Origin of the sequence: Weizmannia sp. FSL W8-1119, assembly GCF_038008605.1 — a bacterium.
GTDB lineage: Bacteria > Bacillota > Bacilli > Bacillales > Bacillaceae_C > Weizmannia > Weizmannia coagulans.
In genome coordinates this window covers 194,451-218,981 of sequence record NZ_JBBOZL010000001.1, presented here as the reverse complement: position 1 = coordinate 218,981, position 24,531 = coordinate 194,451, and the positions used below count along the sequence as shown (strand labels likewise).

At 47.5% G+C, this 24,531-nt stretch carries 23 protein-coding genes, 3 pseudogenes and 1 riboswitch; of the genes and pseudogenes, 9 read left to right on the top strand and 17 right to left on the bottom strand.

Going from position 1 to position 24,531, the window contains the following annotated elements; all coding sequences use genetic code 11:
* Window positions 1–21: 21 nt before the first annotated feature.
* Together NSQ19_RS01165 and NSQ19_RS01160 are read right to left on the bottom strand one after the other, a co-directional pair.
* The gene (locus NSQ19_RS01165) at window positions 22–519 is read right to left on the bottom strand and encodes a PaaI family thioesterase (protein ID WP_340702194.1); all 498 of its coding nucleotides are present in this window, start codon (window positions 517–519) and stop codon (window positions 22–24) included.
* Window positions 520–650: 131 nt separating this feature from the next.
* Window positions 651–1,013 (bottom strand): annotated as a pseudogene (locus NSQ19_RS01160) (DUF4351 domain-containing protein); the annotation flags it as partial.
* Between the two features lie 269 nt (window positions 1,014–1,282).
* Here NSQ19_RS01160 and NSQ19_RS01155 point away from each other — a divergent pair.
* A complete protein-coding gene (locus NSQ19_RS01155) occupies window positions 1,283–2,368 on the top strand; it encodes a glycosyltransferase (RefSeq protein WP_340702193.1) in 1,086 nt (361 codons plus the stop codon).
* Window positions 2,365–2,979: a glycerol-3-phosphate acyltransferase gene (locus tag NSQ19_RS01150; RefSeq protein ID WP_340702192.1), complete on the top strand. Its 615-nt coding sequence runs from the start codon at window positions 2,365–2,367 to the stop codon at window positions 2,977–2,979. Before NSQ19_RS01155 ends, NSQ19_RS01150 begins: the two co-directional genes overlap by 4 nt.
* Window positions 2,980–3,357: 378 nt before the next feature.
* Here NSQ19_RS01150 and NSQ19_RS01145 read toward each other — a convergent pair whose 3' ends face one another.
* Genes NSQ19_RS01145 through NSQ19_RS01135 form a run of 3 tightly spaced genes read right to left on the bottom strand, consistent with a single transcriptional unit; the run spans window position 3,358 to window position 7,017 of the window.
* Window positions 3,358–4,401 (bottom strand): ribonucleotide-diphosphate reductase subunit beta, encoded by a 1,044-nt coding sequence (locus tag NSQ19_RS01145; protein WP_029142232.1) that lies wholly within the window; start codon window positions 4,399–4,401, stop codon window positions 3,358–3,360.
* The gene (locus tag NSQ19_RS01140) at window positions 4,346–4,828 is read right to left on the bottom strand and encodes a flavodoxin (protein WP_061565650.1); all 483 of its coding nucleotides are present in this window, start codon (window positions 4,826–4,828) and stop codon (window positions 4,346–4,348) included. The genes NSQ19_RS01145 and NSQ19_RS01140 overlap by 56 nt, the downstream gene beginning before the upstream one ends.
* Window positions 4,813–7,017, bottom strand: a complete 2,205-nt coding sequence (locus NSQ19_RS01135) for a ribonucleoside-diphosphate reductase subunit alpha (RefSeq protein ID WP_013858177.1) — start codon at window positions 7,015–7,017, stop codon at window positions 4,813–4,815. The genes NSQ19_RS01140 and NSQ19_RS01135 overlap by 16 nt, the downstream gene beginning before the upstream one ends.
* Before the next feature lie 156 nt (window positions 7,018–7,173).
* A riboswitch (cobalamin riboswitch) is annotated at window positions 7,174–7,370 on the bottom strand.
* Window positions 7,371–7,741: 371 nt separating this feature from the next.
* Here NSQ19_RS01135 and NSQ19_RS01130 point away from each other — a divergent pair.
* Entirely contained in the window at window positions 7,742–7,990 is a 249-nt protein-coding gene (locus NSQ19_RS01130; protein WP_328013339.1) for a hypothetical protein, read from the top strand.
* A 266-nt stretch (window positions 7,991–8,256) separates the two neighbouring features.
* On the opposite strand, the gene NSQ19_RS01125 is transcribed toward NSQ19_RS01130, so the two are convergent.
* The 3 genes from NSQ19_RS01125 to NSQ19_RS01115 form a co-directional block, all read right to left on the bottom strand.
* Complete coding sequence (locus tag NSQ19_RS01125) at window positions 8,257–8,478, bottom strand: heavy-metal-associated domain-containing protein (RefSeq protein WP_017553182.1); 222 nt, start codon at window positions 8,476–8,478, stop codon at window positions 8,257–8,259.
* 21 nt (window positions 8,479–8,499) lie between these two features.
* Window positions 8,500–10,443, bottom strand: coding sequence for a heavy metal translocating P-type ATPase (locus tag NSQ19_RS01120; protein ID WP_340702191.1), 1,944 nt, complete (start codon window positions 10,441–10,443; stop codon window positions 8,500–8,502).
* Between the two features lie 205 nt (window positions 10,444–10,648).
* A complete protein-coding gene (locus NSQ19_RS01115) occupies window positions 10,649–11,401 on the bottom strand; it encodes a Crp/Fnr family transcriptional regulator (protein ID WP_029142236.1) in 753 nt (250 codons plus the stop codon).
* Between the two features lie 135 nt (window positions 11,402–11,536).
* Between NSQ19_RS01115 and NSQ19_RS01110 the strand changes: the two genes are divergently transcribed.
* Window positions 11,537–11,644, top strand: a complete 108-nt coding sequence (locus tag NSQ19_RS01110; RefSeq protein ID WP_302466540.1) for an ATP-binding protein — start codon at window positions 11,537–11,539, stop codon at window positions 11,642–11,644.
* A 13-nt stretch (window positions 11,645–11,657) separates the two neighbouring features.
* Here NSQ19_RS01110 and uvrC read toward each other — a convergent pair whose 3' ends face one another.
* Both uvrC and NSQ19_RS01100 read right to left on the bottom strand, forming a co-directional pair.
* Window positions 11,658–12,743 carry an excinuclease ABC subunit UvrC gene (gene uvrC, locus NSQ19_RS01105; protein WP_340702190.1) on the bottom strand — a complete coding sequence of 362 codons (1,086 nt, stop codon included), beginning with the start codon at window positions 12,741–12,743 and terminating at the stop codon, window positions 11,658–11,660.
* Window positions 12,740–13,201: a flavodoxin gene (locus NSQ19_RS01100; RefSeq protein WP_017553187.1), complete on the bottom strand. Its 462-nt coding sequence runs from the start codon at window positions 13,199–13,201 to the stop codon at window positions 12,740–12,742. The genes uvrC and NSQ19_RS01100 overlap by 4 nt, the downstream gene beginning before the upstream one ends.
* Before the next feature lie 696 nt (window positions 13,202–13,897).
* Between NSQ19_RS01100 and NSQ19_RS01095 the strand changes: the two are divergent.
* Both NSQ19_RS01095 and NSQ19_RS01090 read left to right on the top strand, forming a co-directional pair.
* Window positions 13,898–14,062, top strand: a pseudogene (locus tag NSQ19_RS01095) (ISLre2 family transposase); the annotation flags it as partial.
* Window positions 14,059–14,328, top strand: a pseudogene (locus NSQ19_RS01090) (ISLre2 family transposase); the annotation flags it as partial. The pseudogenes NSQ19_RS01095 and NSQ19_RS01090, both read left to right, overlap by 4 nt.
* A 356-nt stretch (window positions 14,329–14,684) precedes the next feature.
* On the opposite strand, the gene NSQ19_RS01085 reads toward NSQ19_RS01090, so the two are convergent.
* Window positions 14,685–15,662, bottom strand: coding sequence for a 2-hydroxyacid dehydrogenase (locus NSQ19_RS01085; RefSeq protein WP_340702189.1), 978 nt, complete (start codon window positions 15,660–15,662; stop codon window positions 14,685–14,687).
* A 214-nt stretch (window positions 15,663–15,876) separates the two neighbouring features.
* Here NSQ19_RS01085 and NSQ19_RS01080 point away from each other — a divergent pair, with 214 nt between their 5' ends.
* Complete coding sequence (locus NSQ19_RS01080) at window positions 15,877–16,284, top strand: CBO0543 family protein (protein ID WP_340702188.1); 408 nt, start codon at window positions 15,877–15,879, stop codon at window positions 16,282–16,284.
* Between the two features lie 129 nt (window positions 16,285–16,413).
* Window positions 16,414–16,752, top strand: coding sequence for a DsrE family protein (locus NSQ19_RS01075; RefSeq protein ID WP_013858157.1), 339 nt, complete (start codon window positions 16,414–16,416; stop codon window positions 16,750–16,752).
* Window positions 16,753–17,015: 263 nt separating this feature from the next.
* On the opposite strand, the gene NSQ19_RS01070 is transcribed toward NSQ19_RS01075, so the two are convergent.
* A complete protein-coding gene (locus NSQ19_RS01070) occupies window positions 17,016–17,156 on the bottom strand; it encodes a hypothetical protein (RefSeq protein ID WP_340702187.1) in 141 nt (46 codons plus the stop codon).
* 31 nt (window positions 17,157–17,187) lie between these two features.
* The gene (locus tag NSQ19_RS01065) at window positions 17,188–18,366 is read right to left on the bottom strand and encodes an acetyl-CoA C-acetyltransferase (RefSeq protein ID WP_328005163.1); all 1,179 of its coding nucleotides are present in this window, start codon (window positions 18,364–18,366) and stop codon (window positions 17,188–17,190) included.
* Between the two features lie 174 nt (window positions 18,367–18,540).
* On the opposite strand from NSQ19_RS01065, the gene NSQ19_RS01060 reads away from it, so the two are divergent.
* Window positions 18,541–19,713 (top strand): hydroxymethylglutaryl-CoA synthase, encoded by a 1,173-nt coding sequence (locus NSQ19_RS01060; RefSeq protein WP_340702186.1) that lies wholly within the window; start codon window positions 18,541–18,543, stop codon window positions 19,711–19,713.
* A gap of 303 nt (window positions 19,714–20,016) precedes the next feature.
* On the opposite strand, the gene NSQ19_RS01055 is transcribed toward NSQ19_RS01060, so the two are convergent.
* From NSQ19_RS01055 to NSQ19_RS01040, 4 genes are all read right to left on the bottom strand, one after another.
* Window positions 20,017–21,306, bottom strand: a complete 1,290-nt coding sequence (locus NSQ19_RS01055) for a hydroxymethylglutaryl-CoA reductase, degradative (protein WP_104851093.1) — start codon at window positions 21,304–21,306, stop codon at window positions 20,017–20,019.
* A 608-nt stretch (window positions 21,307–21,914) separates the two neighbouring features.
* A complete protein-coding gene (locus tag NSQ19_RS01050; RefSeq protein WP_340702185.1) occupies window positions 21,915–22,910 on the bottom strand; it encodes an LLM class flavin-dependent oxidoreductase in 996 nt (331 codons plus the stop codon).
* The gene (locus NSQ19_RS01045) at window positions 22,907–23,206 is read right to left on the bottom strand and encodes a DUF3219 family protein (protein WP_340702184.1); all 300 of its coding nucleotides are present in this window, start codon (window positions 23,204–23,206) and stop codon (window positions 22,907–22,909) included. Before NSQ19_RS01045 ends, NSQ19_RS01050 begins: the two co-directional genes overlap by 4 nt.
* Window positions 23,207–23,380: 174 nt before the next feature.
* Window positions 23,381–23,815 carry an ArsR/SmtB family transcription factor gene (locus NSQ19_RS01040; protein WP_340702183.1) on the bottom strand — a complete coding sequence of 145 codons (435 nt, stop codon included), beginning with the start codon at window positions 23,813–23,815 and terminating at the stop codon, window positions 23,381–23,383.
* Window positions 23,816–24,531 lie beyond the last annotated feature (716 nt).

Sequence of the window (24,531 nt, the reverse complement as noted above, 5' to 3'; positions counted from 1 at the left end):
GGGCCGATGCCGCGCTAGGCTTTACTTTGGTTTTACTGTCTCCCTAAATTTTTCCGGCATCATGACCATGATGACTTCCCCTGTTACGACCACTTTATCTTCCGCAAATACTTCTGTGTTGATCCGGTACTTTTTCGGATGAATCTCGGTAACGGTTCCGATTGCCTTAAGCGGCACACCGAGCGGGGTTGGGTGCTTATATTCCACTTTTAATGTGCCGGTTACAAACCGCGGCGGCTCTGTTCCGTCGCCAAGTTCGTTGCCGTTTTTCCGGAGCACATACAGGGAGGCGGAGCCCGCGCTATGGCAGTCAATCAGCGATGCTACGATCCCGCCGTAGGCAAACCCCGGGATTCCCCCCATATATTCAGGAAGCGGCGTATAAATCGTGATGGTTTTGTCCCCCAGCCAGCCTGTGCGAAAATGATGGCCTTTTTCATTCAGCCGCCCGCAGCCGTAACAAGTAGCAAATGAATCGGGATAGTAATCCTGAACTGCCTTTGTAACTCTTTCCTCCATTTTCTCACCCCTTTTTATTCTATTTAAAATTATAATACATTTTGCACAAAATTTTAACGGCTGTATTTTTAGAAAGTTTTGCGTTATAAAAAGCACCGGCAACCAGATGTCCGGTGAAAATCTTTTTTTTCTTATAAATTTTTCAGCTGCTGTTTTGTTTTTTCCACTTCTGTCCGGCTCAAGCCGGTTTTTTCCACAATGAATTGAAGATCCATACCCTCCTGCAACATTTTGATGGCTGATGGAATCGTTTGTAACAATTCTTTTCTTTCTTCTTTTCTTCCTTCTTCTCTTCCTTCCTCTTTTCCCTTCCTATACCCGCGGTCAAAGTAGGAATTCGGCAGCTTCAATACTTGCTCTGCTTCGTCCGGGTCCAGCATTTTAGTGTTTTCCATTACTTCCGCCTCCTCTTTTTCATTCAGTTTTAAATAAAAATCAAAGAAACCATATAACAGCCTCATTTTTGCAGGGTCGAGCTCCATCCGGGCCAGCACCCAATCTTTTCTTATTTTTCAGTTTTATTTTAAAGGACAAACGCTCGTGGCAGCCACACCAATTTTTTTGCCAAATGCCATCCGCTTGTTCCCCCGGGACGGGAGGGGCAGATGCAAAACCATCATCTCTGCAGTCCGGCAATGCTAACTTTATCCTTCCGGGACACCCTGATGTAAAATAGAAGTACAAAATTGATCTTAACTGTTTTGCCATACAACTTAACCAAAATGGAGTTCAAATCTATACAGCAGAACAGGAAGTGGTGAAAATGCCTGCCATTTTATACGGGTTTATGTTATGCGGCCTGCTGGCGGGATTCGTCCTTTTCCGCAAGCGCCCTTTACCGCATGCAACCGGCACAGCCGGGCGGGAAAAGATATCCGTTATTATTCCGGCAAGAAATGAAGAAAACACCCTGCCTGCCCTGTTGCATTCTTTAAACAGGCAAACAACCAAACCCGGTGAAATCATTGTGGTGGATGACCACTCCGAGGACAGGACAAAAGAAACAGCAGAAAAATTCGGCGTCACCGTCGTTTCTGCGCCTGATCTTCCGGATGGCTGGACCGGAAAAACGTGGGCCGTCTGGAACGGTTACGTGAAATCCACAGGGGATCTGCTTATCTTTCTCGATGCCGACACCCGCCTTGCTAAACATGCCATCAGCTCCCTCGTCACAGCACACAAACAGCAGGGGGGCGCCATCTCTGTCATTCCATACCACCATACTGAAAAATTTTATGAGAAACTGGCAATGGTTCTGAACCTGCTCGGGATTTTCTCATTCACCTCGCCGTTTGAACGCTTCAACCGGCAAAAAGGGCTTTACGGTGCCTGTATTTGTGTATCAAAAGAAGATTATGACAAAATTGGCGGGCATGGGAATATCCGCGCTGAAATGCTGGACGATCTGAACTTAGGCGCCCGTTTTCAACAGGCCGGCATTCCGGTCACCAATTTTACCGGAAGCGGGCTCGTCTTCTTCCGCATGTATCCCGGCGGTTTCAGGCAGGAGTTGCAAGGATTTGCAAAAGGGGCGGTGTTAAGCACATCAGCCATCCATCCTTTTACAATTGCGGCTGTCGTTTTCTGGATTCTTGGCCTGCTCATATCCGAGCTCGGCTGCTTTTCCGGCATCCCTTACTTTGTGGCAGGCTATTTGCTGTATGCCGCCCAAATCTATTATTTTAACCGGCATGCGGGAAACTTTGGCATCCTGCAACCTTTGTTTCACTTTTTATCCATGATTTTTTTCCTGACCATCATCCTGTATTCCCTTTATCAGTCCCATTTTCGTAAAAAAGTGCTTTGGAAAGGCAGATACATTGATGTGGGAAGGGGGCAAAACAAATGACTTTTTTATTGTCAGCACTTTGTTTTCTTTCGGGTTCGCTGATGTTTTCTTACTGGATCGGCCTGTTATTGAACATCAATATTCGCGAAACTGAAGATGGAAATCCCGGTGCAGCTAACCTTTGGAAAAAAGCCGGTTACAAATACGGGTTGCTTGGCATTGCGGGTGACTTCGGCAAAGGGTTTCTTCCGGTTTGGCTGATCATAAAATCCGGGGCGGCCCCATCGCATAAGGCATTGATTCCCATTGCCCTGGCGCCGATTGCCGGGCATGCCTTTTCCCCTTTTTTAAAAGGAAAAGGCGGAAAAGGCCTTGCCGTAAGCTTCGGCGTATGGAGCGCATTGACCAAATTTCGCATATCCCTCACTTATGCAGTTATTCTTGCATGCTTTTATGTCCTGGCGAAGGTGGTGAAAAAAGGCAAAAAAACAACCAGCAGTGAAGACAGCCTGCAAACGGCAACCGGATTCCTGCTGCTGTCCCTCTTTCTTATTTTTCGAAGATTCCCTTCTTTTCTCTTATGGATCTGGCTGGGCAACTTTGTCATCCTGCTGTGGAAAAATAAAAAAGCGCTCATGCGTTTGAAAAAGGAAAAGCATTTCACCACGTAATTGGGGCTTGCTGAACGAATCCAATTCTGAGTTTGCACCCTATTTATTCGTAAACGCTGTCTCAAAATATCTCGTTTGTATTGGCTTTTGAATGCAAGTTTTCCCCTAAATTGGTTGTAAACCCCTTGCATTTAAATTTTTGCCAAAGCCGTCAGCATTCTTGCCAAATCTAGGAATTTTACTTATTCAGCAAGCCCTAGTTGGCATGCAAAAAGCGGGAATCACTCCCGCTTTTTTTGCCAAGACCATCCATCAGATCTTTTTTTGCCGTTTTCTTTCCAAAATTGGTTTTCACCGTGCTGCAAATGATGTTCTATCCCGAAAATATACGCCGGCTCTGGTGCCGCGTTCACTGCAGCATGGGCGTCTAAAGGCAGATTACAGCTCGTCAAATCCGTTCAAATCGCTCACTTTCGTATAAGAACGGGACTTTTGTTCAAAGAAATCCGTTTTCGTTGCGTCGAAATTATCTGCATAGGCGCGGATCCATTTCATCGGATTTTCAACATGTTCCGGGTATAGCTCGCTTAATCCGATCATGCGCAGCATTTTATTGGCACGGTATTTGATAAAACCGGCCATTTCCTCAAGATCGATCCCTTCCACGCCCCGGAGCACGTATTCCGACCACTCGGTTTCCAAGTCAACGGACTCGCGGAACCGGGCATATACCCAATCGGAAAAGGCCGGCGTGTTCAATTCCGGATGTTCGGAAAGCACCGCGCGGATCAGTTCCGAAATAAAGCGCCCGTGCTCCAGCTCATCGCGGTTAATATAACTGATCATCGTCGATGTGCCGACCATTTTGTTCTGCCGCGCCAGATTATAAAAGAAAGCAAAACCGGAATAAAAGAACAACCCTTCCAGCAATGTCGAATACACGAGCGTTTTTACAATGTCTTCCACATCCGGCTGCCGGGCAAACGCATTGTATTGCTCCATCAGCTTTTCATTCCGCTTTAGTAGTACCGGATCTTTCCGCCCGATTTCAAATGCTTCATTTTGTTTATCAAGGGACACGACGGACGATAAAATATAAGAATAACTCTCATTGTGGACAGCTTCCTGCTGGGCAATCACCGCCAAAATCGATTGGACGGACGGATCAGTCGCATACAGCGAAGCAAGCAAAATCGTCCTCGTTTGTGACGAATCGAGCGTTGCCAGCAGGCTGATGATTTTCAAAAACGTTTCCTGCTCTTTTTCCGATAACAGCGGGAATTGTTTCACATCTGTCGACATATTCACTTCATCCGACTGCCAGTAATTCCCCAACAACCGTTTATACGTTTTGTACCAGTGCGGATAAGCAAGATCATTCCAGTTTAAAATCCCGCTTGACTTCCCTCCGAATAAGGCAGTCGCTTTATTCGGGTGAACTGGATCCAACGTTTTCGCTTTTTCCAGCAAAGCGTTTGACATCTTCCAGCACTCCTTCTATCCATTTTTCCACTTCTTTTTCCTGGCTTCCCCTCGGAGACTGTTCAATTTTCAACGGTTCCCACGGACTGTTGTAAAATTTTGCGAGTTTGCGGGCGGCTAGGCAGAATAAATCATCACCGCCAAACTGCGTATCCCCCGTTCCGAACACAGCGACATTGGGAGGTTTCCAGCCAATTTCCAGCACAAAATCCTTCACTTCTTCAGGCGTGGCTCCCCGTTCCCATGTGAATGTCCCGACCAGGATCAAATCATAGTCGTGCGGCGAAAACGGCGGGGAAATGCCAATGGCGTGCATGTCCACCGCAATCCCGCGCGCCCTGCACCAGAATGCCAGCAGCTCCGCCGTTTCTTTTGTATTGCCGCTGTAGGACAAGTATGCAATCAGCACTTTCAACTTTGGCACCACTCGCATTCTTCCACTTCACTGGAGGTCGAGCGCACATAATAGGTCGTTTTCAAGCCGGACTTCCAAGCCTGCAAATGGAGATCAAGCAATACTTGCGCGCGGATATTATACGGCACATAGAAATTGAAAGAGATGCTCTGGTCAATATGTTTTTGCCTTGCCGCATTCTGCCGGACGGACCATCTTTGGTCAAGTTTATAAGCCGAACGGCGGTAAATATTGTACGTCCGGTGGTTTAAATCAGGCGCTGTCACCGGAAATTTGTAATCCTTTTTTTCTTCCATATAATAAGGCTGGAAAACCGGGTCGATGCTTGCTGTCGAGCCGGCAATAATCGAAGTGGTCGCATTCGGCGCAACCGCCATTAAATACCCGTTCCGCAAACCGTATTGTTTCACTTCTTCAGCAAGCGCTAACCAGCGTTCACTCGTGTAGCCTTTGCCGGTAAAATAAGCGCCGGTGCTCCACTTGCTGCCTGGAAATGCCGGATAGCTTCCCTTTTCCCTGGCTAATTCCATGCTGCTTTTAATCGCATAGTAGGCAATGTTTTCATACAGTTTATCCGCATATTCGACGGCTGCTTCCGTTTCCCATTCAATTCCTTCAAGTGCCAGCAAATGATGCCAGCCAAACGTGCCAAGCCCGACCGCACGGTACTTCTTATTCGTAATTTGCACTTGTTTAATAGGTAACGTATTGACATCTATCACATGGTCGAGCATGCGGACCTGAATGCGGATAAGCCGTTCGAGCACCCCGTCCGGGACGGCTTTCCCAAGATTGATGGAACTCAAGTTGCAAACGACATAATCCCCGGAACGGTATTTCTTTACGATCATATTTTCTTCTTCGATCCATTCTTCAATCAGCTCAGTCGGGGACTGGTTCTGGGCAATTTCTGTGCATAAATTGGAACAGTAAATGATCCCTTTGTGGCTGTTCGGGTTTTGCCGGTTCACTTCATCGCGGTAAAACATAAACGGCGCTCCTGTTTCAAGCTGCGATCTCATGATGCGCTTCATAATCTCGATTGCCGGTACTTTCCTTTTTGAGCGGAGACCGGCATGAATGCACGCCTCATATTTTTCACGCCAGCTCCCTTTTCCCTTCTCTTCATCGTAAAAATCTTCAAGGGCAAACCCCATGACTTCTTTTACTTCATGCGGATCAAACAAATACCAGTCCCCGCGGTTTTCCACCTGTTCCATAAAATAATCCGGGATGCACACGCCCGTATAAATATCGCGCGCACGGAGCCGGTCATCGCCGTTATTTAACTTCAAATCGAGAAAATCTTCGATGTCGCGGTGCCAAACATCGAGGTAGACGGTAATGGCGCCTTTTCTTGTCCCGAGCTGGTCCACGCTCACCGCCGTATTGTTCAGTTGTTTGATCCACGGCACCACGCCGCTTGACATGCCCGGGAAACCTTTAATCGCGCTTCCCCGCCCACGGATTTTTCCCATATACACGCCGATCCCGCCGCCGTTTTTCGAAAGCTGGGCGATGTCGGTATTGCTGTCATAGATTGATTGCAGGCTGTCACTTACTGTATCAATGAAACAGCTCGACAGCTGGCCGTGCGTTTTGCCCGCATTCGCAAGCGTCGGGGTTGCGACCGTCATGTACAGATTGCTGAGCGCCCAGTACGCTTCCTTCACATGCTCCATGCGGGTTTCCTGCTGCTCATCCTGCATCAGGTACATCGCAATCACCATCCAGCGCTCCTGCGGCAGTTCATAGACATGCTTGTCAAAATCGCTTGCCAGATAACGGGTTACGAGCGTATAGAGGCCGGGATACGTAAAAAGCAAATCCTTCTCCGGGTCGATTATGCGGCCGAGCGTTTCGATTTCCTGCTTTGTATATTTGTCAAGCAGTTTTGGAGAATAAATGCCCTTTTCTGCCAGCTGCCTGAGCAAATCATAGAAAGGCCCGTACTTGAGGGCTGGATCATAATGCCGGTTTTTGGCGGCTTCGGCATAAAGCTTATGTAAGTAAATTCTTGCTGCAAAGAATGTCCATGCCGCACCTGCTTCATCGATATTTTCAAGGGCATGTTTAATAAGCAGATCTGTTTTTTCCGCCAAAGTGGCGTCCGGGTCCCATAATTTTAAAATCTTTTCCTTATAAGCGCCGGTCTCAATGTCCAGGCCTGCGGACATTTGATCAATGAGCTGCAAAATCATTTCTTTTGATTCCAGTTGAATAGATATCACGTTTTCCCCTCCCTTTTTTGAACGCAAAAAAGCCGTTCATTTCAGGGGGATGAACGGCAAAAACGGCAGAAAAACAGCATCCGTGATCATCTGTTCCGCCGTTTCCCGTTCCCGCACCCCGAAGAATAGAAACTTCAAGTATTGGCAGGTCTCCTGGCTTGTGTTTCATTCTAATGAAGCCCTTCCCATACCGCCGCCAAAAAAAAGCAGCCGGTACAGTGGTTCGCTCTTTCGTCCACACTGACAGTTGCGGGGGCAGCTCCGGTTTCCCACCGGATTCCCTTTTCAGGCATTTCAAAGCCACCAATACTCGCATACTATATTTAGTATTTTTTTGTTTAAGAATTTCTATATGTTGTTATCCTACCATATTCGACAAAAGATATCAATCCTCAGTTGCGTTGAATATGTGCCAAGTTTGTCCGTAAAAAGATGCCGGATACGGGCCAGCCTTCTTCGCCTTTTTTCTGAGCCATAGAATAGATGGCCCCCCGATATTTTCACAGTCCGTTATCCATTTTAGACGATTAAGGTGGCAGGTACAATACATCGGTTTGAATTTATCAGCTATCCCGGCAAACTTTGAATATCCCCCATAAATGGCAGTGGCTATAGGGGCTTGCACTAACAACTCAGCAGCCAATAAAACCAGCAAACATCCAAAAAAAGTACACATGGACGGGACTTTTTCAATATGGATAACCCTGAAGAAACTGTTGGAGACGCTGATTATGTATTTTTAGCACGTGTTGATGAGAAAACCGGGACTGAGTACAAAAATACAACACAAATTGAAACAGAAGATGGTACAAAAGAAATCTCCACACCCTATACCAATTACAAAGTGACAGTATTAGAAAATATGAAAGGAGAATGGAGACTGACACATCTATTCCCGTTCAAAAAGCCGGCGGAATCTCAGAAGACGGAAGTTCTATTGTAACATTTGATGAAGATAATCTGCCTGCAGCCGGCCAATCTTATGTATTCTTAGCAATGCACAAGAAGATGGTTCTTTACTTGTTTCAGGCCCGAATTCAAACATAAAGGTTATACGTCCTGAATGGCGAAGAAAACTATATCCTGAAAGACATTGCAAAAAATGCCGGTGTGGTTCAATCACAGTTATTACCAGGATTTCAAGTTGCAGCAGATAAGCTTTTTTCATAAAAAGGTTGGGGCCAGCAACCGGCCTCAACCTTTTCACCTTTAATTCGTCTTTACTGCTTGAACTTGATAGCCTGTTTTTTCAACGATTTCTTTCAACTCATCTGTTGAAACCTTTGCCTCGTCGAAATCTACTTTTGCCTTGCTGGCGTTGAAAAGTACTTTCACATTTTCCACGCCTTCCACTTTGTCCAGCGCGCCTTCTATTTTTTTCATACAAGACGGACAGGTTAACGTTTCTAATTGCATCACGGCTTTTTTCATTCCGTTTCCCTCCTTTTGTTTTTATTTTACATGCCGCACCGGTTTCCGTAATTGATCTCCATCAAGTTCGCCCATTTTGCTGATCTTGAACTTCTGCCGTCCGCCTTTTGGTGCAAACCCGATCAACCGCATCGCATTGAGAATAACAGCTAAAACGCTGCCTTCATGGACAAACATGCCGGCTGCAAGGTCTACCTGCCCCCGGAGAACCCCAACAAGCAAAAATACGACGACCGAAAGTGCCACTGCTATATTCTGTTTCATATTCCGCATCGTTTTTTTCGAAAGGACAAAGGCATGGGCATATTGGGAAAGCTTGTCTGCCATCAAAACGATATCAGCCGTTTCGATAGAGATATCCGTTCCGCCTTTCCCCATGGCAAGCCCGATATCTGCAGTTGCAATCGCAGGGGCATCATTCATGCCGTCTCCTGCCATCGCCACAACCGCTCCTCCCTCTTTCAGTTTCTTCACATACTCCACTTTTTCATCCGGAAGCAGCTCTGCATAAAAGGCATCAATGCCCAATTGGCTGGCGACGGCCCGGGCGGTATGGCGGTTATCGCCCGTTAACATGACGATCCTTTTGATCCCGGCAGCACGCATATCCTCCAAGGCAGCCCGGGCATCTTCACGGATTTGGTCGGCGATGGACAGAATGGCTTCTAACTTTCCATTGGCTGCAATAAAAATAGCCGTATTCCCCATTTTTTCACGATCGGTTGCGTAACTGTCCGCTGATGGAGAAATAGCGATGCCTTGTGCGTCCATCCATTTGCGGTTCCCCGCTGTAACGGCGATGCCGTCAATGGTTGCCGCAATTCCTTTCCCTTTTATCGCTTCGCCTTCCTGCAAGTGGTACCGGTTAAACGGGATGCCTCTTGCTTCAGCTTCTTTCACAATCGTTTGGCCGAGCGGGTGTTCAGAGACGGTTTCCGCCTTGGCTACAAGCCCGAGCACTTCCTCTTCGCGCCTTTTGCCAAACAGGTGCACATCCGTGACTTCCGGCTTTCCTTTTGTCAGCGTGCCGGTTTTATCAAATACGAGCGTATCCACTTTTGCGAGTTTTTCCATCACATCGCCGCCTTTGATCAGCGCACCGTGTTTCGCGCCGTTTCCAATCCCCGCTACATTTGACACGGGAGCGCCAATCACAAGCGCACCCGGGCAGGCAATGACCAGGAAGGTAATCGCCTTGTGAAAATCACGGGTAAAAACAAACACAGCAAGTGCAAGGATGACAATCACCGGTGTGTAATAGTTGGCAAACCGGTCGAGAAAACGTTCGGTTTTTGATTTTGCATCCTGGGCTTCTTCCACCAGTTCAATCATCTTTGCAAACGTTGTGTCATCCCCGACTTTTTCAGCGATCATTTCGATATAGCCGGTATCCAAAATCGAGCCGCTAAAAACAGGATCGTTTTCTTTTTTCATGACGGGTGCCGGTTCCCCGGTAACCGCTGATTCATTCACGAATGCCCGGCCCTTTGCAATGGTCCCGTCAACCGGTATTTTGCCGCCCGGGAGGACTACCAGCTTGTTTCCTGCCCGGACGCGATCTGCAGCCGTTTTTTTGCGGGTTCCGTCTTCTTGAAGCAAGATCGCTTCCTGCGGGGCCATATCCGCCAATTGCTTTAAAGATGAACGGGTTTTTTTTAATGTCCTGGCTTCTAAATAATCGCCGAACAGAAACAGGAAAGTGACAGCTGCGGATTCCATATATTCGTGGATCAGGAAGGCGCCTGCAACCGCCACCGTAACGAGCAACTCAATACTGAACGTTTTCATCCTGGCCGCTTGCCAGGCTTTGATGGCGATGGGAAGGGCAGCAGCAACGGTTGCCGCAATCAGAAAACCGTCCCTCCAGGCGTAAAAGCCCAACCATTTCATCCATAAACCAAGAACGATTAAAATGCCGGCGATCCATGCCAGATGATGCTTATGTTGATGGATTTGTTCTAACATTGGAACTCCCCCTCACCTGTTATACGATTATTTTAAAAGAGCCCCTTGCTTTCATCATTGACCCTTGTCAAGATTTTGGATTTAAATATACTCTGCAGGCCGGGCCATTGAAAAAGTTTGCAGACAAAATGTCGGGCGCACAAAAAGCGGCGGGTCACCATTATTAGTGGTTTCCCGCCGCTTGTTTATTTTTTTCAGTGCTTTTTCAATGGTGCCCGCCGGCTGATGTTGCTTCATCTGCATACAATAACAGCTCGTCCAAATCAGGAATTTTGATTTTCTTATTTGGCAACTGCTCTATTAATCCCTGTTTTTCCAGGTTTGTAAACTTTCGGCTGATGGTTTCGGGGGTTGTTCCCAGGTAAGAAGCCAAATCTTTTTTAGACATTGGCAAGGCAATCACTGTATCATCCGCGCCGCTTCGTTCCACACAACTGGCTAAGAAGGAGATGATTCTGGATTCCACGTTTTCGACCGCTACCCGGGCCGTTTGTTTTTCCGATTCTTCCAAACGCTTCGTGATTTCCGTTAAGATTTTTAAAGCGATTTGGGGATATGCCAGCAAATAGGCTTGAAGGTCCTTCTGTTTCATCCTGCAGATGGTCGAATCCTGCAGGGCCTCTGCATAATTTTCATGAATTTCCCCCGGTTGAAAAACAGCCAGCTCGCCGGTAAAATCACCCGGATTTAATATGCGGACAAGCTGCTCCTTTCCCGAATCAGCCAACCGGTAAATCCTCACTTTTCCGGTATGGATAATATACAGCGTATCATCTCTTTCCCCTGCCCGGAAAAGCATTTCCCCTTTTTGTAATGCCAGCGTTTCAACAGACGCCCCGATTTTCGCCATCTGTTCTTCTTCCAGATGGTTGAAAATCGGCACGAGCCGTATGCATCCCGCATGGCTGTTACAACCATGCCCGGGATGGGAACCATGGATATGATGACGGCACTCCATATGACGAGCCCCCCTAAAAAAGGATTTGATTTTGCCCAAGCGCTATGTTCATTGGATGATGGCTTAGCTTCTCATGCCATTTTACCCGGAAAACGCTTTACAGACAAATTGCCCCGGATGCGGTATAGATGATGTGTGGCGATCACAAAACAGCTCGTGGAACTTCACGGGGGCTCTATCAATGTAAAAAGCGAACCTGGCAAAGGCACTGCAGTACGCATTCTTTTGCCGATATTGCCGTGAAATATGCGGCAGTCTACACCGTTTCAAGCTCCATTAACGAGACCTTTTCTTCCAGCGCAATGCGCGCATTTTTAGTTGCCAGCTGCACCATTTCTTTTTTCTGCCCGCGTTTCGGCTGCACGATACGGGCGGAAATGCACATTTCGGCCGCTTCCTTCCCAACTGCTGCCGGAAGGAGTATTTCCTTTGGCAACGCATTGCCCCCATTGCCATAAAAAAGCTGTAAAAAGCCAAGAAATGCCCTTCCCGGCTCCTTGCTTCCGATCGGCCTGAACATAACCTCCCTCTCCATAATCCTGCCATCACGCATATAAAAAACATGGACGCACATCAAGCCGCCTTGCACAGCAAAGCCGAATATATCCCGGCTTACAGGGTCGTTTAGCACGATATTTTGATGTTCCATGGTCACTTCAATTTGCATAATTTGTTCCTTCAGTTGTTCCGCTTTTTCAAAATCAAGCTGAGTTGCTGCCTGGTTCATTTCTTTTTTCATGTCTTTTAAAACTTCCCGGTAACCGCCGTGGAAAAAACGGACAATTTTGCGGATTTGTTCCTTGTATTCTTCTTCACCCACTTCCCTTGCACAGGTGCCAATGCACAGCCCAAGCTGGTAATACAGGCAGGGGCGGGTGCTTGATTCCGGACAACGCCTGAGCGGATAAAGCCTGTCCAGTACTTTTTTTGTCTCCGCTGCCGCCCGGGCATTCGGAAACGGGCCGAAATATTTCCCTTTATCACGGCCTGCTTCGCGCGTTAAAATGAGCTGAGGGTGCCGTTCATCCGTAATTTTGATAAAGGGGTAGCTTTTATCATCTTTTAGCATAATATTGTATTTCGGCCGGTACTGCTTAATCAGATTCATTTCCAGCACCAAAGCCTCCGTGTTGGTCGCTGTGACGATCCATTCCAGATCAAAAATCTCTCCGACAAGCTGGGTTGTTTTTTCATCATGGGAACCAGTAAAGTAAGAGCGTACCCGGTTTTTCAGCTTTTTTGCCTTTCCAACATAAATGATTTCCCCTTCCCGGCTTTTCATCAAATAGCATCCCGGCTCTTCCGGCAAAAGGGAAAGCTTGTGCAGGATAACGGTATTCATTTCTGCACCAGTCCCAACTCGCGGCAGCGCAAATCAAGTTTCCGGGCAAAATCTTTACAGGCGGTTTCGATTTCTTCATCCGGGACGACATCTACTTTTAACCCGTCCAACAGCAGCTCGCACCCCTGCTTTTTCAATGCTTCCTCCATCGTATCCACTGCGGTGGCGAAATGCTCGTAAAACGAGTCGCCGGCGCCAAACACCGCCCCTTTTTTGCCGGTTAAATCGACTTCCGGAAGTTCCTCATAAAAATCGATCATCTCATCCCAAAGATCGCCCTCGTCCCATGTATTTGCGCCGATCAGAATCAGATCATAACCGGCAAGCTCGTGCGGCGATGTATTGGTTGATTCTGCTATATCAACGGCATAACCCGCTTCTGTCAGGGCTGCCGCAATTTGTTCTGCCATAAATTCTGTTGTACCTGTCATGGTTGAATACACAATGATCGTCTTCATCTTTTTTCACTCCGATCTCTTGAATTCCCCCTCCCTTTATTCTATATCAATTGTGAAAATCTGCATTTGATCTGCATCAAGTTTACATACCGCCTGAAACTTCCAATGCGGACAGGCGGGCGTATCTCTTTCAGCTATGAAAGGCTTGAAAGCAAAAAAGGCATTTTTTAAAGGGATTTTCTTATTGTTTGAAGAATAAATATTGACGAACTGGTAAAAAAGGCGATGAAAAGGGGGGACGGATTAATACGTAGACCAAATGGGAAATGTGCATTTAAAAGTTGTTGGTGACAAGAATGGAAAAGTATCTGATTCTTTTTACTAACTAACCCTTAATACGAGGGAGACTGAATCATGAAAAAAACACGAAAATTATATTATTTACAATTATTGGGATTCTATTATTTCTCTGGGTGATTGGCATATTAAGCTTCTACTCAAAATGAGAACAGATTAGAAAAAATCAAAGAATAAATAGCCTCAAACAGCTTAAGAGCCTTTCTTTTGGCCGCTAAGCCGTTTTGAGGCTATTTCTTATAAGTCGCATCTGAGAATATCCGATCCAGTTTCATACCGCCTGAAAATTCCCCTGCCGAACCGGTGGAACACACGTATGCAGATGAGTGAAAAAAATAGGAAGACACTCTATCATCTAAATGTACACCACGAAATGAACATCTAGAGAGAGGTCTTCCCATGGATATTATATCAATAATTGCTGGATTATTAAAGGATACAAAGAGTCTTATTGAATTTGAAGAACAGGTTAAAATTCTGATGCAAAAAGTTTTTACACAATGGGTTGGGGACGTATTTGAGAAGTTAGATCAAACGATTAGACTGAAGAAACAGGCGGAAGGGGGATGCATTGGAGTAAAGCTGGCGCCGAAGCCATGGTAAAGGTGAAACAGGGCATGCTTAACGGGGCATTGCAGGAAGCCTATCTGAAACACCGTTCAAGAAGCACGAGAAAGCAACGGAGCTTGAAACAATCCATCAGGATGTCTCAACGATTCAAGCATCCTGTACGCCCGTCAATTGGCGTAAAGCGCGGATCAGTTTCCCTGCATTCAAGCCGTTCATCGGCAATGGGTCATTTAAGCAAAATAGTAGAGCTTTCGTTTTAAGCCTGGTATGTGGGGGGCTGATCGTTGAGGCGCGCAAAATTTACGAGACTCCTGCGGGAAAAGCGAGCCAGGAGAGACCCCGCAGCGAGGTACGAGCGAGGAGGCTCGCCGGCCGCCCGCGGAAAGCGAGTGAATTTCGCGCGCATCAACACCTCCGTTATCAATCTATACGAAAGTGTACAAAAAGAGTGTCTTGGAATCCCGATATTTAAACCTTATCGAGAAAAACTTGACACATACTCACCCGTGTCATTACTTGACAACAGGCTTTCCCTGCATCATACCAAAACAAAACAGCGCTTACCGGACGAATCGGGATCCCCCCTCAATTGGAATCGTTCAGCAAGCATTCGCGATTACGCCCGGCCGCGAAAAACTTCCCGGTTAATCAAATTGGGCGGGCATTCTCCAAGCAGCCCCTTCGTGAGATTTTCAACCGCAAGTTTTGCCATTGCATATCGTGTTTCATGGGTAGCAGAGCCGATATGCGGAAGGGTGACGACATTGTCCATTTTTAAAAGCGGGTTATCCGGCGAAACGGGTTCCTGTTCATACACATCAAGGCCGGCCGCATAAATTATTTTTTCCTGAAGGGCTTTGACAAGCGCCGCTTCGTCTACTGTCGTGCCCCTTGAACCATTGACAAAAACGGCCGTTTTCTTCATCAATTTGAATTCCTGTTCCCCGATTAGCCGGTGCGTTTCCGGGGTAAGCGGCACCATCAGGCAAATGAAATCAGATTTTTCCAGCAGTTCATCAAGCTCACAGTATACCGCATCATACAGCTGCTCGGCTTCCGGGTCACGGGAACGGTTATGGTATAAAATGTCCATATCAAAACCGAAATGGGCCCGTTTCGCAATTTTGTTTCCGATTCTGCCCATGCCGATGATGCCAAGCGTCTTATGGTGGATATCAATGCCGTAATGTTCAGTAGAAACAGGCGCTTTCCAATTCCCGGTTTTGACAAGCCGGTCCAGTTCCGTAAATCGCCGCGCCGCTGCAAGCATCAAGCCAAAGATGGTATCCGCTGTTGTTTCATCGAGCACACCCGGCGTATTGGTTGCCATAATCCCCCGCTCTGTTAGCAACGGGATATCGAGATTGTCATATCCGACCGTTATATTGCTGATGATTTTCAAGGCCGGTGCGTGGTCCAGCAATTCTTTTCCCGCCTGGAGCCAGGAACCGAGCAGCCCGTCCGCTTCCGTTAAGCCGGGCAGAAGATCGGAAATATTCTTGCATCCTGGTATGTAGCGTACCTCAAATGTTTCCTTCAGCTTTTCAATCAAATCCTCAGGCAGTTCGCTGTATACCAATACTTTTTTCGCCAAATGATCCATCCCCCTTTGTTTACGCTATTCTTGTAAAATTATAACAAAGAATAAGACAGGCGTCCTTTGACCGGGTTTCCGGAATGTGCGATTTTTTGTAATCTCCCGGCCAAAATAGGAGAGGGTAAGAAAAAGCCAATCCTGGAATCGGGGTGTTGAAGCATGGTATTCCTTATCGTTTTTGATGATCGTTCTGAATCTGTTTGCTTTTCTCATGCCAAAAAAATTTAGCGGCGCTGAAATGCTGTGCACCACCCTGTTTGCCATGTACCTTGAATTAATCGTCAATTTATTTCTGGATATCAAGTATGATCTTTTTGGATACTTTACAAAAGGAGTCGACTGGAAAGCCCTTTGTTATTTGTTTGGGATTTATCCGGCCATCAATATTACCTTTATCAACTTTTTTCCAAACAGGTTCCGCACCCGGTTCCTCTATATTGCAGGATGGACGATCGTGACGATGGTTTTTGAGTTTTTGTTCATCATGACGGGTACGCTTTACTACAATGGCTGGAAACCTGTGTATTCTGCTATTGCGTATCCTATCCTCTTTTGCATCCTGGCGTTATTCTATCAGCTTGTTCACCTGCTTTTGCTCAAATATACCCCAAACCGCTAGGCACCCAAATAAATGGTTAAAGAAACCGCGGCACTGAACGCCCCAGGCTTGTGGCAGCCGCCGTATCTGGCACGGGAAAAGTCTGGCAGGATTTGCTAAAATAGAAAGAAAGTCATTGAGGTGGAGACATTGAAAAACAAAGTTATTTTGCTTGCATCGGATCAGCTTGGAAAAGGAGAACAAGAATTGGGGGAAGGATTGTTGGAAACCTTCTTTACCATCCTGAAACAAAAGGAAGAACTGCCGGCCGCTGTGTTTTGCGTAAACCGCGGTGTGTTTACGTTAACAGAAGACTCGCTCGTTTCCCTTCAATTGAAAGAATTGGAGGAAAAAGGCGTGGACGTTCTTGCTTGTAAAACCTGTGTGGACTTTTATGGGCTAAACGAAAAACTTGCAGCTGGAAAAATCAGCAGCATGGCACAATTTGCAGAATTAGCATCCAAATATGAAGTCCTTACGTTATCCTGACCAGGTGGAAAAATCCTATCCGGAACAAAAAATAGAGAAAAAGCCCTGCATCAGGCAGGGCTTTTCCTGTTCTTGCCAAATCCCAGCGATGTCACGTGCGCCCGACCAGCATCGAAATGCCAAGGCCGCCACCGACACAAAGCGAGGCGAGGCCGGTGCACACATTTCTTTTTTCATTTCATGCAAGAGTAATAGCGGAAAAGTTTTGCGCCTGACAAAGATTTTCTACATCTTTCCAAAAACCAGGTAAAATCCCAGCGATGTCACGTGCGCCCGACCAGCATCGAAATGCCGATGCCGCCGCCGACACAGAGCGAGGCGAGGCCGGTGCGCACATTTCTTATTTCCATTTCATACAAGAGTAATAGCGAAAAAGTTTTGCGCCTGACAAAGGTTTTCCGCATCTTTCCAAAAACCAGGCAAAAGCCGGCAATGTCACGTGCGCCCGACCAGCATCGAAATGCCGATGCCGCCGCCGACACAGAGCGAGGCGAGGCCGGTGCGCACATTTCTTTTTTTCATTTCATGCAAAAGCGTAACGAGAATTCTTGCGCCGGATGCCCCGATTGGATGCCCCAGTGCAATGGCGCCGCCGTTGACATTGACTTTTTCCGGATCAAGCCCCAAATCCCTGACAACGGCAAGGCTCTGGGAAGCAAAAGCTTCGTTCAGCTCGATTAAATCCACCTTTTCAAGGGATGCACCGGTCTTTTCAAGCAGCTTTTGAATGGAGTAATAAGGGGCATAACCCATGATGGAAGGGTCCGTTCCTGCTTCTGCATACCCTTTGATGACCCCGAGATAAGGAATCTTTTTTTCATCCGCAAGTGATTTTTCCATTAAAACAACTGCAGCTGCGCCGTCATTGATCCCCGAAGCATTTCCCGCTGTGACAGTGCCATCTTGGAGAAAAGCGGGTTTCAGCTTCGCGAGCCCGCCAAGCGTCGTATCGGGGCGGATATGCTCATCATCGGCAAACAGCATTTCGCTTCTTCTCTGTTTTACTTTTACCGGCACAATTTCGTCTTTGAAGCGGCCGGCCTTTTGTGCCTGCGCGGCTTTTTGCTGGGATTGAAGCGCAAAACGGTCCTGTTCCTCGCGGGAAATGCCGAATTGCTCCGCCACTTTTTCCGCCGTCAAACCCATATGGATGCCTTCAAATGCATCCGTCAGGCCGTCGCGCAGCATACTGTCTGCCATCGCCATATTGCCAAGCTTATGGCCCCAGCGTGCCTGCTCTGCAAGATAAGGCGCACGCGACATGTTTTCCGCCCCGCCAGCAACCGTTATTTTCGCCTCGCCAAGCTGAATCATCTGGGCAGCAAGCAGCACAGCTTTCAATCCGGAGCCGCACACTTCATTCACGGTGACGGCAGGCACTTCATACGGAATGCCGGCTCTGACTGCCATTTGCCGGGCCGGGTTTTGGCCGAGGCCAGCCGAAAGAACATTGCCAAAAACGGCATAATGGACCTCCCGTGCAGAAACGCCGGCGCGCCGGATCGCTTCTTCTGCGGCAATCGCGCCCAGTTCCACAGCGGATATATCTTTTAAACTGCCGCCGAATTTCCCGATCGGGGTCCGGACGGCGCTGATAATCGCAACTTCATGCATATACGTTTACTCCCTCTCTGTCATTTCCCATCCACAATCTTTGCAACTTGTACTATAATGGGAAGGTGTCAGTGTGTCGTGATAAGTTGTATTTCGACACCGTTTATATTAAATTATTTAGTACAGTTTCTCAAATTTCAATTACAATTCCTGTAAAAAAGGTGTGAAGAGCTGTTGCAAATCGGAATAGACAAGATCGGGTTTTATACCCCGCATTTATATGTTGACATGGAAAAACTGGCACTTGCCAGGAATGAGGACCCCGGAAAATTTTTAATCGGGATCGGCCAGGAAAAAATGGCTGTCGCCCCGGTGACCCAGGACGCGGTGACGCTCGCAGCCAATGCGGCGCTCGAAATTTTAACAGACGAAGATAAAGAAAAAATTGATTTTGTTATTTTCGGCACGGAATCCGGCGTCGACCACTCGAAGGCAGCCGCAATTTATGTGCACCGCCTGCTCGGTTTAAAACCGGAAGTGCGGGCCGTTGAAGTGAAAGAAGCATGCTTCGGTGCTACGGCAGGGCTGCAAATGGCAAGAGGGCATATCGCCCTGCATCCGGAAAGCAAAGCGCTCGTGCTCGGGTCGGATATTTCCAGATACGGATTGAATACTTCAGGAGAGGTCACCCAAGGGGCGGGCGCCGTCGCCATGGTCGTAAGCGCCCATCCGAACATCCTTGCGATCGAAGAACCGAGCGTGTACCATACGGAAGACATCATGGACTTTTGGCGGCCGGTCTATTCGGATTCCGCTTATGTGGACGGCAAGTTTTCCAATGAAAAGTACATCGGTTTCTTCCAGACCGTCTGGCAGCAGTACAGAGAAAAAACCGGCTTTACGTTAAGTGACTTCGAAGCCATTTGTTTCCATATGCCATATACAAAAATGGGCTTAAAAGCGCTGAGAACGGTGCTGGATGAAACGGATGAAGACGGGCGCGAAAGGCTTCTTGCCCATTATGAAACAAGCAAAAGTTATAACAAAATCGTCGGGAACATTTATACCGGCGCTTTGTATTTGAGCTTGCTTTCCCTGCTTGAACAAAATACAAAGATAGAAGCAGGTGCGAGGATCGGCCTGTACAGCTACGGGTCCGGCGCAGTCGGGGAATTTTTTGCCGGGATCTTGCAGCCGGGCTATCGTGAAGCCTTGCAGCCGGCCCGCCATCAGCAAATGCTCGATGCGCGGAAAGAAATTAGCGTTGCCGAATACGAAGCCATTTTTACAACATCGCTTCCAAACGACGGATCGGCCGTTACCTTGCCGGTGAACGAGGATCCGGCCACCGTTTGCCTTGCCGGAATCGAAGGGCACAAGCGGCAATACATCAATAAAAACATGTAAAAATGAGAGGCATGCTTTATAAGCGTGCCTCTGGTTTTTACAGAGGGAAATGACCGCCCCCCTTTAAGGCGACTTTCTTTTCAAAAACGGGGAGTTGCGCCGTAAGCCCGGCCCCCAGGGGTTTCATCCTGCTTTAAAGGAAAAAAACTGCCTGGCCAAATGAAAACAAAAAAACGGCGGGACATTACCATAATCGTGTCTCACCGTTTTTTTCTATATTTTGTTCAGTGCCTCGGTATTCTTGGCGCCGTTTTTCATACCCGCGTGTTTTTTTCTTCCTATTTCTGTTCAGTGCCCCGCCTGTCATCCTCTGATTTCTTTTAAAATTTTCTTTGCCGTAGCAAGATCAATTGTCCCGCTTTGTTTTAGTTTTTCTGCAACCCGGTCAATTTCGCTTCCGGAGGCGCCTGCACTGATGGCCAGCGATTTGGCGTGCAGGGCCATATGCCCTTTTTGAATGCCGTCTGTGACAAGGGCTTTGATGGCGGAAAAGTTCTGGCCAAGCCCAGCGGAGACAATGATCGATTCCAGTTCTTTCGCATTTTGGTAACCCAGCAACCGCTTGCTGAAACCGGCAGCAGGGTGGATGCTGATCTGGCCGCCGACTGTCCCGACCGGAAGCGGAAGGGTGAGGCTGCCAAGCAGGTCTCCGTTTTCTGCTTTGCTCCAAGTAGAAAGGGAACGATACTTGCCGGACCTTGCTGCATAGGCATGGGCGCCCGCTTCAATCGCGCGCCAGTCGTTCCCAGTTGCGATCACAACGGCATCAACGCCGTTCATAATGCCTTTGTTATGCGTCGCAGCCCGGTAAGGATCCGCGTATGCAAATTGGGCGGCTTCAATGATCCGGTCGCGGACTTCTTCACCGGGCATGCCGTTTTTTTCAAGCAATGGCACGGGTATCCGGCACTCGGCCGTTGCCAGGCACTCAGTGGCATAATTGGAAAGAATGCCCATTAACGCCCGTCCCCCTGTCCACTCTTCCAAATGCGGTTTGATCGCCTCCGCCATGGTGTCGATGATATTCGCACCCATTGCTTCCCGCGTATCAATATGGAGATGGACAACAAAAAAAGCAGGCGTGCCGGCTTTTTCATCAGCCGGGATCAGGCGGACTTCCAGTTTCCGGGCTCCGCCGCCCCGCTTCACAATCGAAGGCTTGGCCTCATTCGCCGTTTGCAAAATATCTTCCGCATGGGCCATAATCACCGTTTTCGCACGGATCGGATCCGGAACGTCCATTAACGCCACCTGCCCGATCATCATACGGCTGCTCACTGTCGTCCGGAAACCGCCTGCCTTGTTGATGATTTTTGCCGCCGAACTTGCCGCCGCCACAACAGAAGGCTCCTCAATCGCCATCGGGACGACATACTCTTTTCCGTCAATCAGAAAGTTCAATGCCGTACCATATGGCAATTCATATTTGGCAATCTGGTTTTCAATCATATGGTCCGCCGTTTCATCCGGCAGCACAAGCCCTTTTTCAAGCAGCGCGGCATCTTCGGCTGAAATGGCCTTCGCCTGTTCCAGTGCCTTGATTCTTTCAAGTCGATTTTTTTCGTAAAATTTATGCAAAGGTTGCTTGTCCATGTTTCCCTCCTCTGTGCGCGATAAAGTGCCATACATTTATTTTAACGCATTTCAGGGGGAAAACCAGCCATCCATTTTTCCAGCTTGACATCTTCCTGCGTGCATTTCATATCTTAACAGCCACGCAGATAATTTTTCCATAATTTAGTTTACTCAGAAGAAACGGGGTGCTCTCCGTTTCATAGTTGAATTATAAAAAATTTTGCCTTTTTCTCGGTATCTCCGAAAAAAGCCGGAGATTTTCGTTAAGAGCCTCTGCCAAAATAAAAATATACCCTTGAGCGAGGCTCTAAGGCAATTGGAGTTACTCTATAAAAACCGTAATCCGGCAAGACAGCACTGCGGCTTTCTTTCAGTTTTACGGAATGAAAGAAATAATCCTCTGCAAAAATTCGTTGTTGTTCCGTATTGATATTCGGCAAAAGCATCTAAAATCCTTTCTTCAGCTGAATTTTTTTATGAATGCAGTCATTGCCGTACGGCTGAAAAAACGGCCGCTGGCGATCTTAAAAAAACACTGGTATTCTAAGCCCCGCTACCGCGACAACAATAATTAAAGCCCTCCTCTTCCATTAATAGGAAAAAGAAGGCTTTGATTCGCTAATCCATTACCCCAGCACTTCTTCGGCAATGTACCGGTATGAAGCAATCCGGTCCTCAAAAGAATGGGCAATGGTAAAAATCATCAATTCATCCGTTCCGTATTTTTCCTGCAACTTGGTGAATGCCGCGCGCACTTGCTGCGGATTTCCGATCACCATGTTTTGCTTCATTTTTGCCAATTTTTCTTTGTCTTTTCCGGTTAATGGATAAGATTTTGCTTCTTCAATGGACGGTACGGATGCTTGTCCCCCTTTTTCCGCCTGCAGCTGCCATATTAGGGAACTCCATGCCACTTCTTCCGCTTTTTCAGCTGTTTCGGCACATACCGCGGAAACAGTTAACAACGTTTGCGGCGCATCCCCCGGCTTTCGGGGGGTAAAAGCCTGCTCATATTGCTTTAAAATTGCCGCGCCATCCTGTTCGCTCATAAACTGGCCAAACGCATACGACATGCCAGATCGGGCAGCCAGCACGGCGCTTTTGCCGCTTGTGCCAAGCAGCCAGGCATGCGGCGGATCAGCCGGAACAGGGGCAGCCTTGACGCGGGAAAAAATATTTTCTTCCGGAAAATCGTGATAGAGAAAATGAAGCAGTTCCTCTACCAGCTCCGGCATTTTGTACACTTTTTGCAAAAATTGGCCGGATAATGCGGTGGTTGCTTCGGCAGAGCCGCCCGGCGCCCGGCCAATGCCGAGGTCAATGCGGCCCGGAAACAGCACAGAGAGCAAATTGAACACTTCCGCGACTTTATACGGCTTATAATGCGGCAAAAGCACGGCCCCGGAGCCGATCCGGATCGTGCTCGTATACGCGCCGATAAAACCGAGCATTACTTCAGGCGCACTGCTGGCAATACCCGGCAAATCATGATGTTCCGCAATCCAGTACCGCGTGTACCCGAATGACTCGCCTGCACGGGCCAGCTCCATCGCGTTGTAAAGGGCGTCTTTCGCTGTCTGGCCGGTTGAAATGGGCGCCTGGTCTAAAATACTGAGTTTCACGCTTTGTTCTCTCCTTCTTTCACTTCCAGCAATGCTAAATGGTAGTCGCCGACCCGGCCTTTTTCATACAGATTCGTAATGGAAGTGGAGCATTCCCGGATCGCCCCCTTAAAAGCAAGCCCCTGTTCAGGTACTTCCACATCGAATTTTTCCTGATACAGTAAGGTGGCAATATCATGGTAATCTTCGCTTGTTACCTTGAAGTCCGCCACGATCTGCTTCAGCCCCTGTACGTCCTCTTCCCGATAACGTTCCACATCAATCTTCCGTTTGTTTAATACGATATAGGATACCAAAACAACACCTGCTTTCTCCTTTGTCTCTTTTCAGTCTACATGCACGGCTGCACCAAGTACAGGAGAGAGGCTTGCCCGTGCGGCCGGTGTAGGTCAACAAACCACTCCGCTTGAAACGCATTTACTTCAAGGGCATTTTGGCTGCTTTCCAAAACAAACCGGCCAAATCAAGCATCAATCGGAGACCTTGAGAAACTGCTCCCCTTCCAGTTGTTTTGCCCAGCGCCTGAACTCGCTATGATTGATAAAGTAAATATTATGGCTTTTTTGCTTGGTTTCCGTGATGAGCTTGCAATTTTTCAAAATGTTCAAGTGCCTGGAAATCGTGGCAGGGTTTAGGTCTAATTTTTCGGCCATCTCCTGGGCTTTGACCCCTTCCTTTCTTGCAATCAAAGATAAAATACGGATACGCATCGGCTCTAATAACGCTTTGCCAAAAAAGGAGATTTCATCCAAGGTGGCCGGTGTGCCGTTGTTTTCGGAAGTGGAAGGCGCGGGCAATGGCCGGCCCAAATAGGCTGTAAGATCATAAACGAGATTTAATTCGCCCCATCCCCAAATCAGGATAAACTTTGGTGAAACAGAGTAAGAAGGGAAAAAGCGAACCACTTTTGTTTGCTTATTTTCAGGAAATTGTTCAGGAATCGTTTTTCCCTTCAGCAGCCTTCTTACTTATATAAGTTGGTTCTGATTGAGTAGACATCTGACCGTTAATAGATTGAATACCAGGATCTACTGCAAGAGATGAAGCTTGAGCTTGAGTTGCCTGACTTTGTTGTACTACAGGAGATGTGGTTTCACTCGGTTTCTCAGCAGCAAATGCTGCGGATCCTGAAAAGATACTTGAAGTACCACAACAAATTCTACCATAAAATAATATTATTGGTACATATTTTTTGATATTTTAGATATATATTACTATTTATTCCCCTGTAAAAAAGTCCTTCCCCGCCAAAATCCCCCTTTCCTCTTACTCCCCCAAGGCTCCAACCGCATTTTGATGACCGCTGGCAATGTTAAAAAGTTGGTTCCCAAAACGCCTGATTTTTACCAGAAATTAGGTTGCTGGTTTGTTCAGCATAGTCTGGAAATGTCAAAAAGTTCTTCCCTGATTAGAGAAAAAATATTGGAGAAATGACGGAACTGAGCTGGCTGGGAACCACATGAAAAAGGACTGAGAATCGCCCAATTCCATACAGTGGAGCTTCTAACGCTATAGGATTAGAGAACGGCGGAGCCCATGCGGGACAAAGGATTGGGGCCGCTGTACAAAAGAAAAACTGGACCCGTTTTGGATCAGCCCGAGTTTGTCTTTCTATTGAATT

Excerpts from the sequence above, each read along its gene's own strand:
- NSQ19_RS01125 (WP_017553182.1), bottom strand. The coding sequence starts at position 8,478 with ATGAAAAAAGCCGTGATGCAATTAGAAACGTTAACCTGTCCGTCTTGT.
- NSQ19_RS01115 (WP_029142236.1), bottom strand. The coding sequence starts at position 11,401 with ATGGAGTGCCGTCATCATATCCATGGTTCCCATCCCGGGCATGGTTGT.
- NSQ19_RS01120 (WP_340702191.1), bottom strand. The coding sequence starts at position 10,443 with ATGTTAGAACAAATCCATCAACATAAGCATCATCTGGCATGGATCGCC.
- NSQ19_RS01080 (WP_340702188.1), top strand. The coding sequence starts at position 15,877 with ATGCCAAAAAAATTTAGCGGCGCTGAAATGCTGTGCACCACCCTGTTT.
- NSQ19_RS01065 (WP_328005163.1), bottom strand. The coding sequence starts at position 18,366 with ATGCATGAAGTTGCGATTATCAGCGCCGTCCGGACCCCGATCGGGAAA.
- NSQ19_RS01165 (WP_340702194.1), bottom strand. The coding sequence starts at position 519 with ATGGAGGAAAGAGTTACAAAGGCAGTTCAGGATTACTATCCCGATTCA.
- NSQ19_RS01150 (WP_340702192.1), top strand. The coding sequence starts at position 2,365 with ATGACTTTTTTATTGTCAGCACTTTGTTTTCTTTCGGGTTCGCTGATG.
- NSQ19_RS01055 (WP_104851093.1), bottom strand. The coding sequence starts at position 21,306 with ATGGACAAGCAACCTTTGCATAAATTTTACGAAAAAAATCGACTTGAA.
- NSQ19_RS01135 (WP_013858177.1), bottom strand. The coding sequence starts at position 7,017 with ATGATTTTGCAGCTCATTGATCAAATGTCCGCAGGCCTGGACATTGAG.
- NSQ19_RS01155 (WP_340702193.1), top strand. The coding sequence starts at position 1,283 with ATGCCTGCCATTTTATACGGGTTTATGTTATGCGGCCTGCTGGCGGGA.
- NSQ19_RS01070 (WP_340702187.1), bottom strand. The coding sequence starts at position 17,156 with ATGCGGAAAACCTTTGTCAGGCGCAAAACTTTTTCGCTATTACTCTTG.
- uvrC (WP_340702190.1), bottom strand. The coding sequence starts at position 12,743 with ATGAATACCGTTATCCTGCACAAGCTTTCCCTTTTGCCGGAAGAGCCG.
- NSQ19_RS01100 (WP_017553187.1), bottom strand. The coding sequence starts at position 13,201 with ATGAAGACGATCATTGTGTATTCAACCATGACAGGTACAACAGAATTT.
- NSQ19_RS01130 (WP_328013339.1), top strand. The coding sequence starts at position 7,742 with ATGGATAACCCTGAAGAAACTGTTGGAGACGCTGATTATGTATTTTTA.
- NSQ19_RS01145 (WP_029142232.1), bottom strand. The coding sequence starts at position 4,401 with ATGTCAAACGCTTTGCTGGAAAAAGCGAAAACGTTGGATCCAGTTCAC.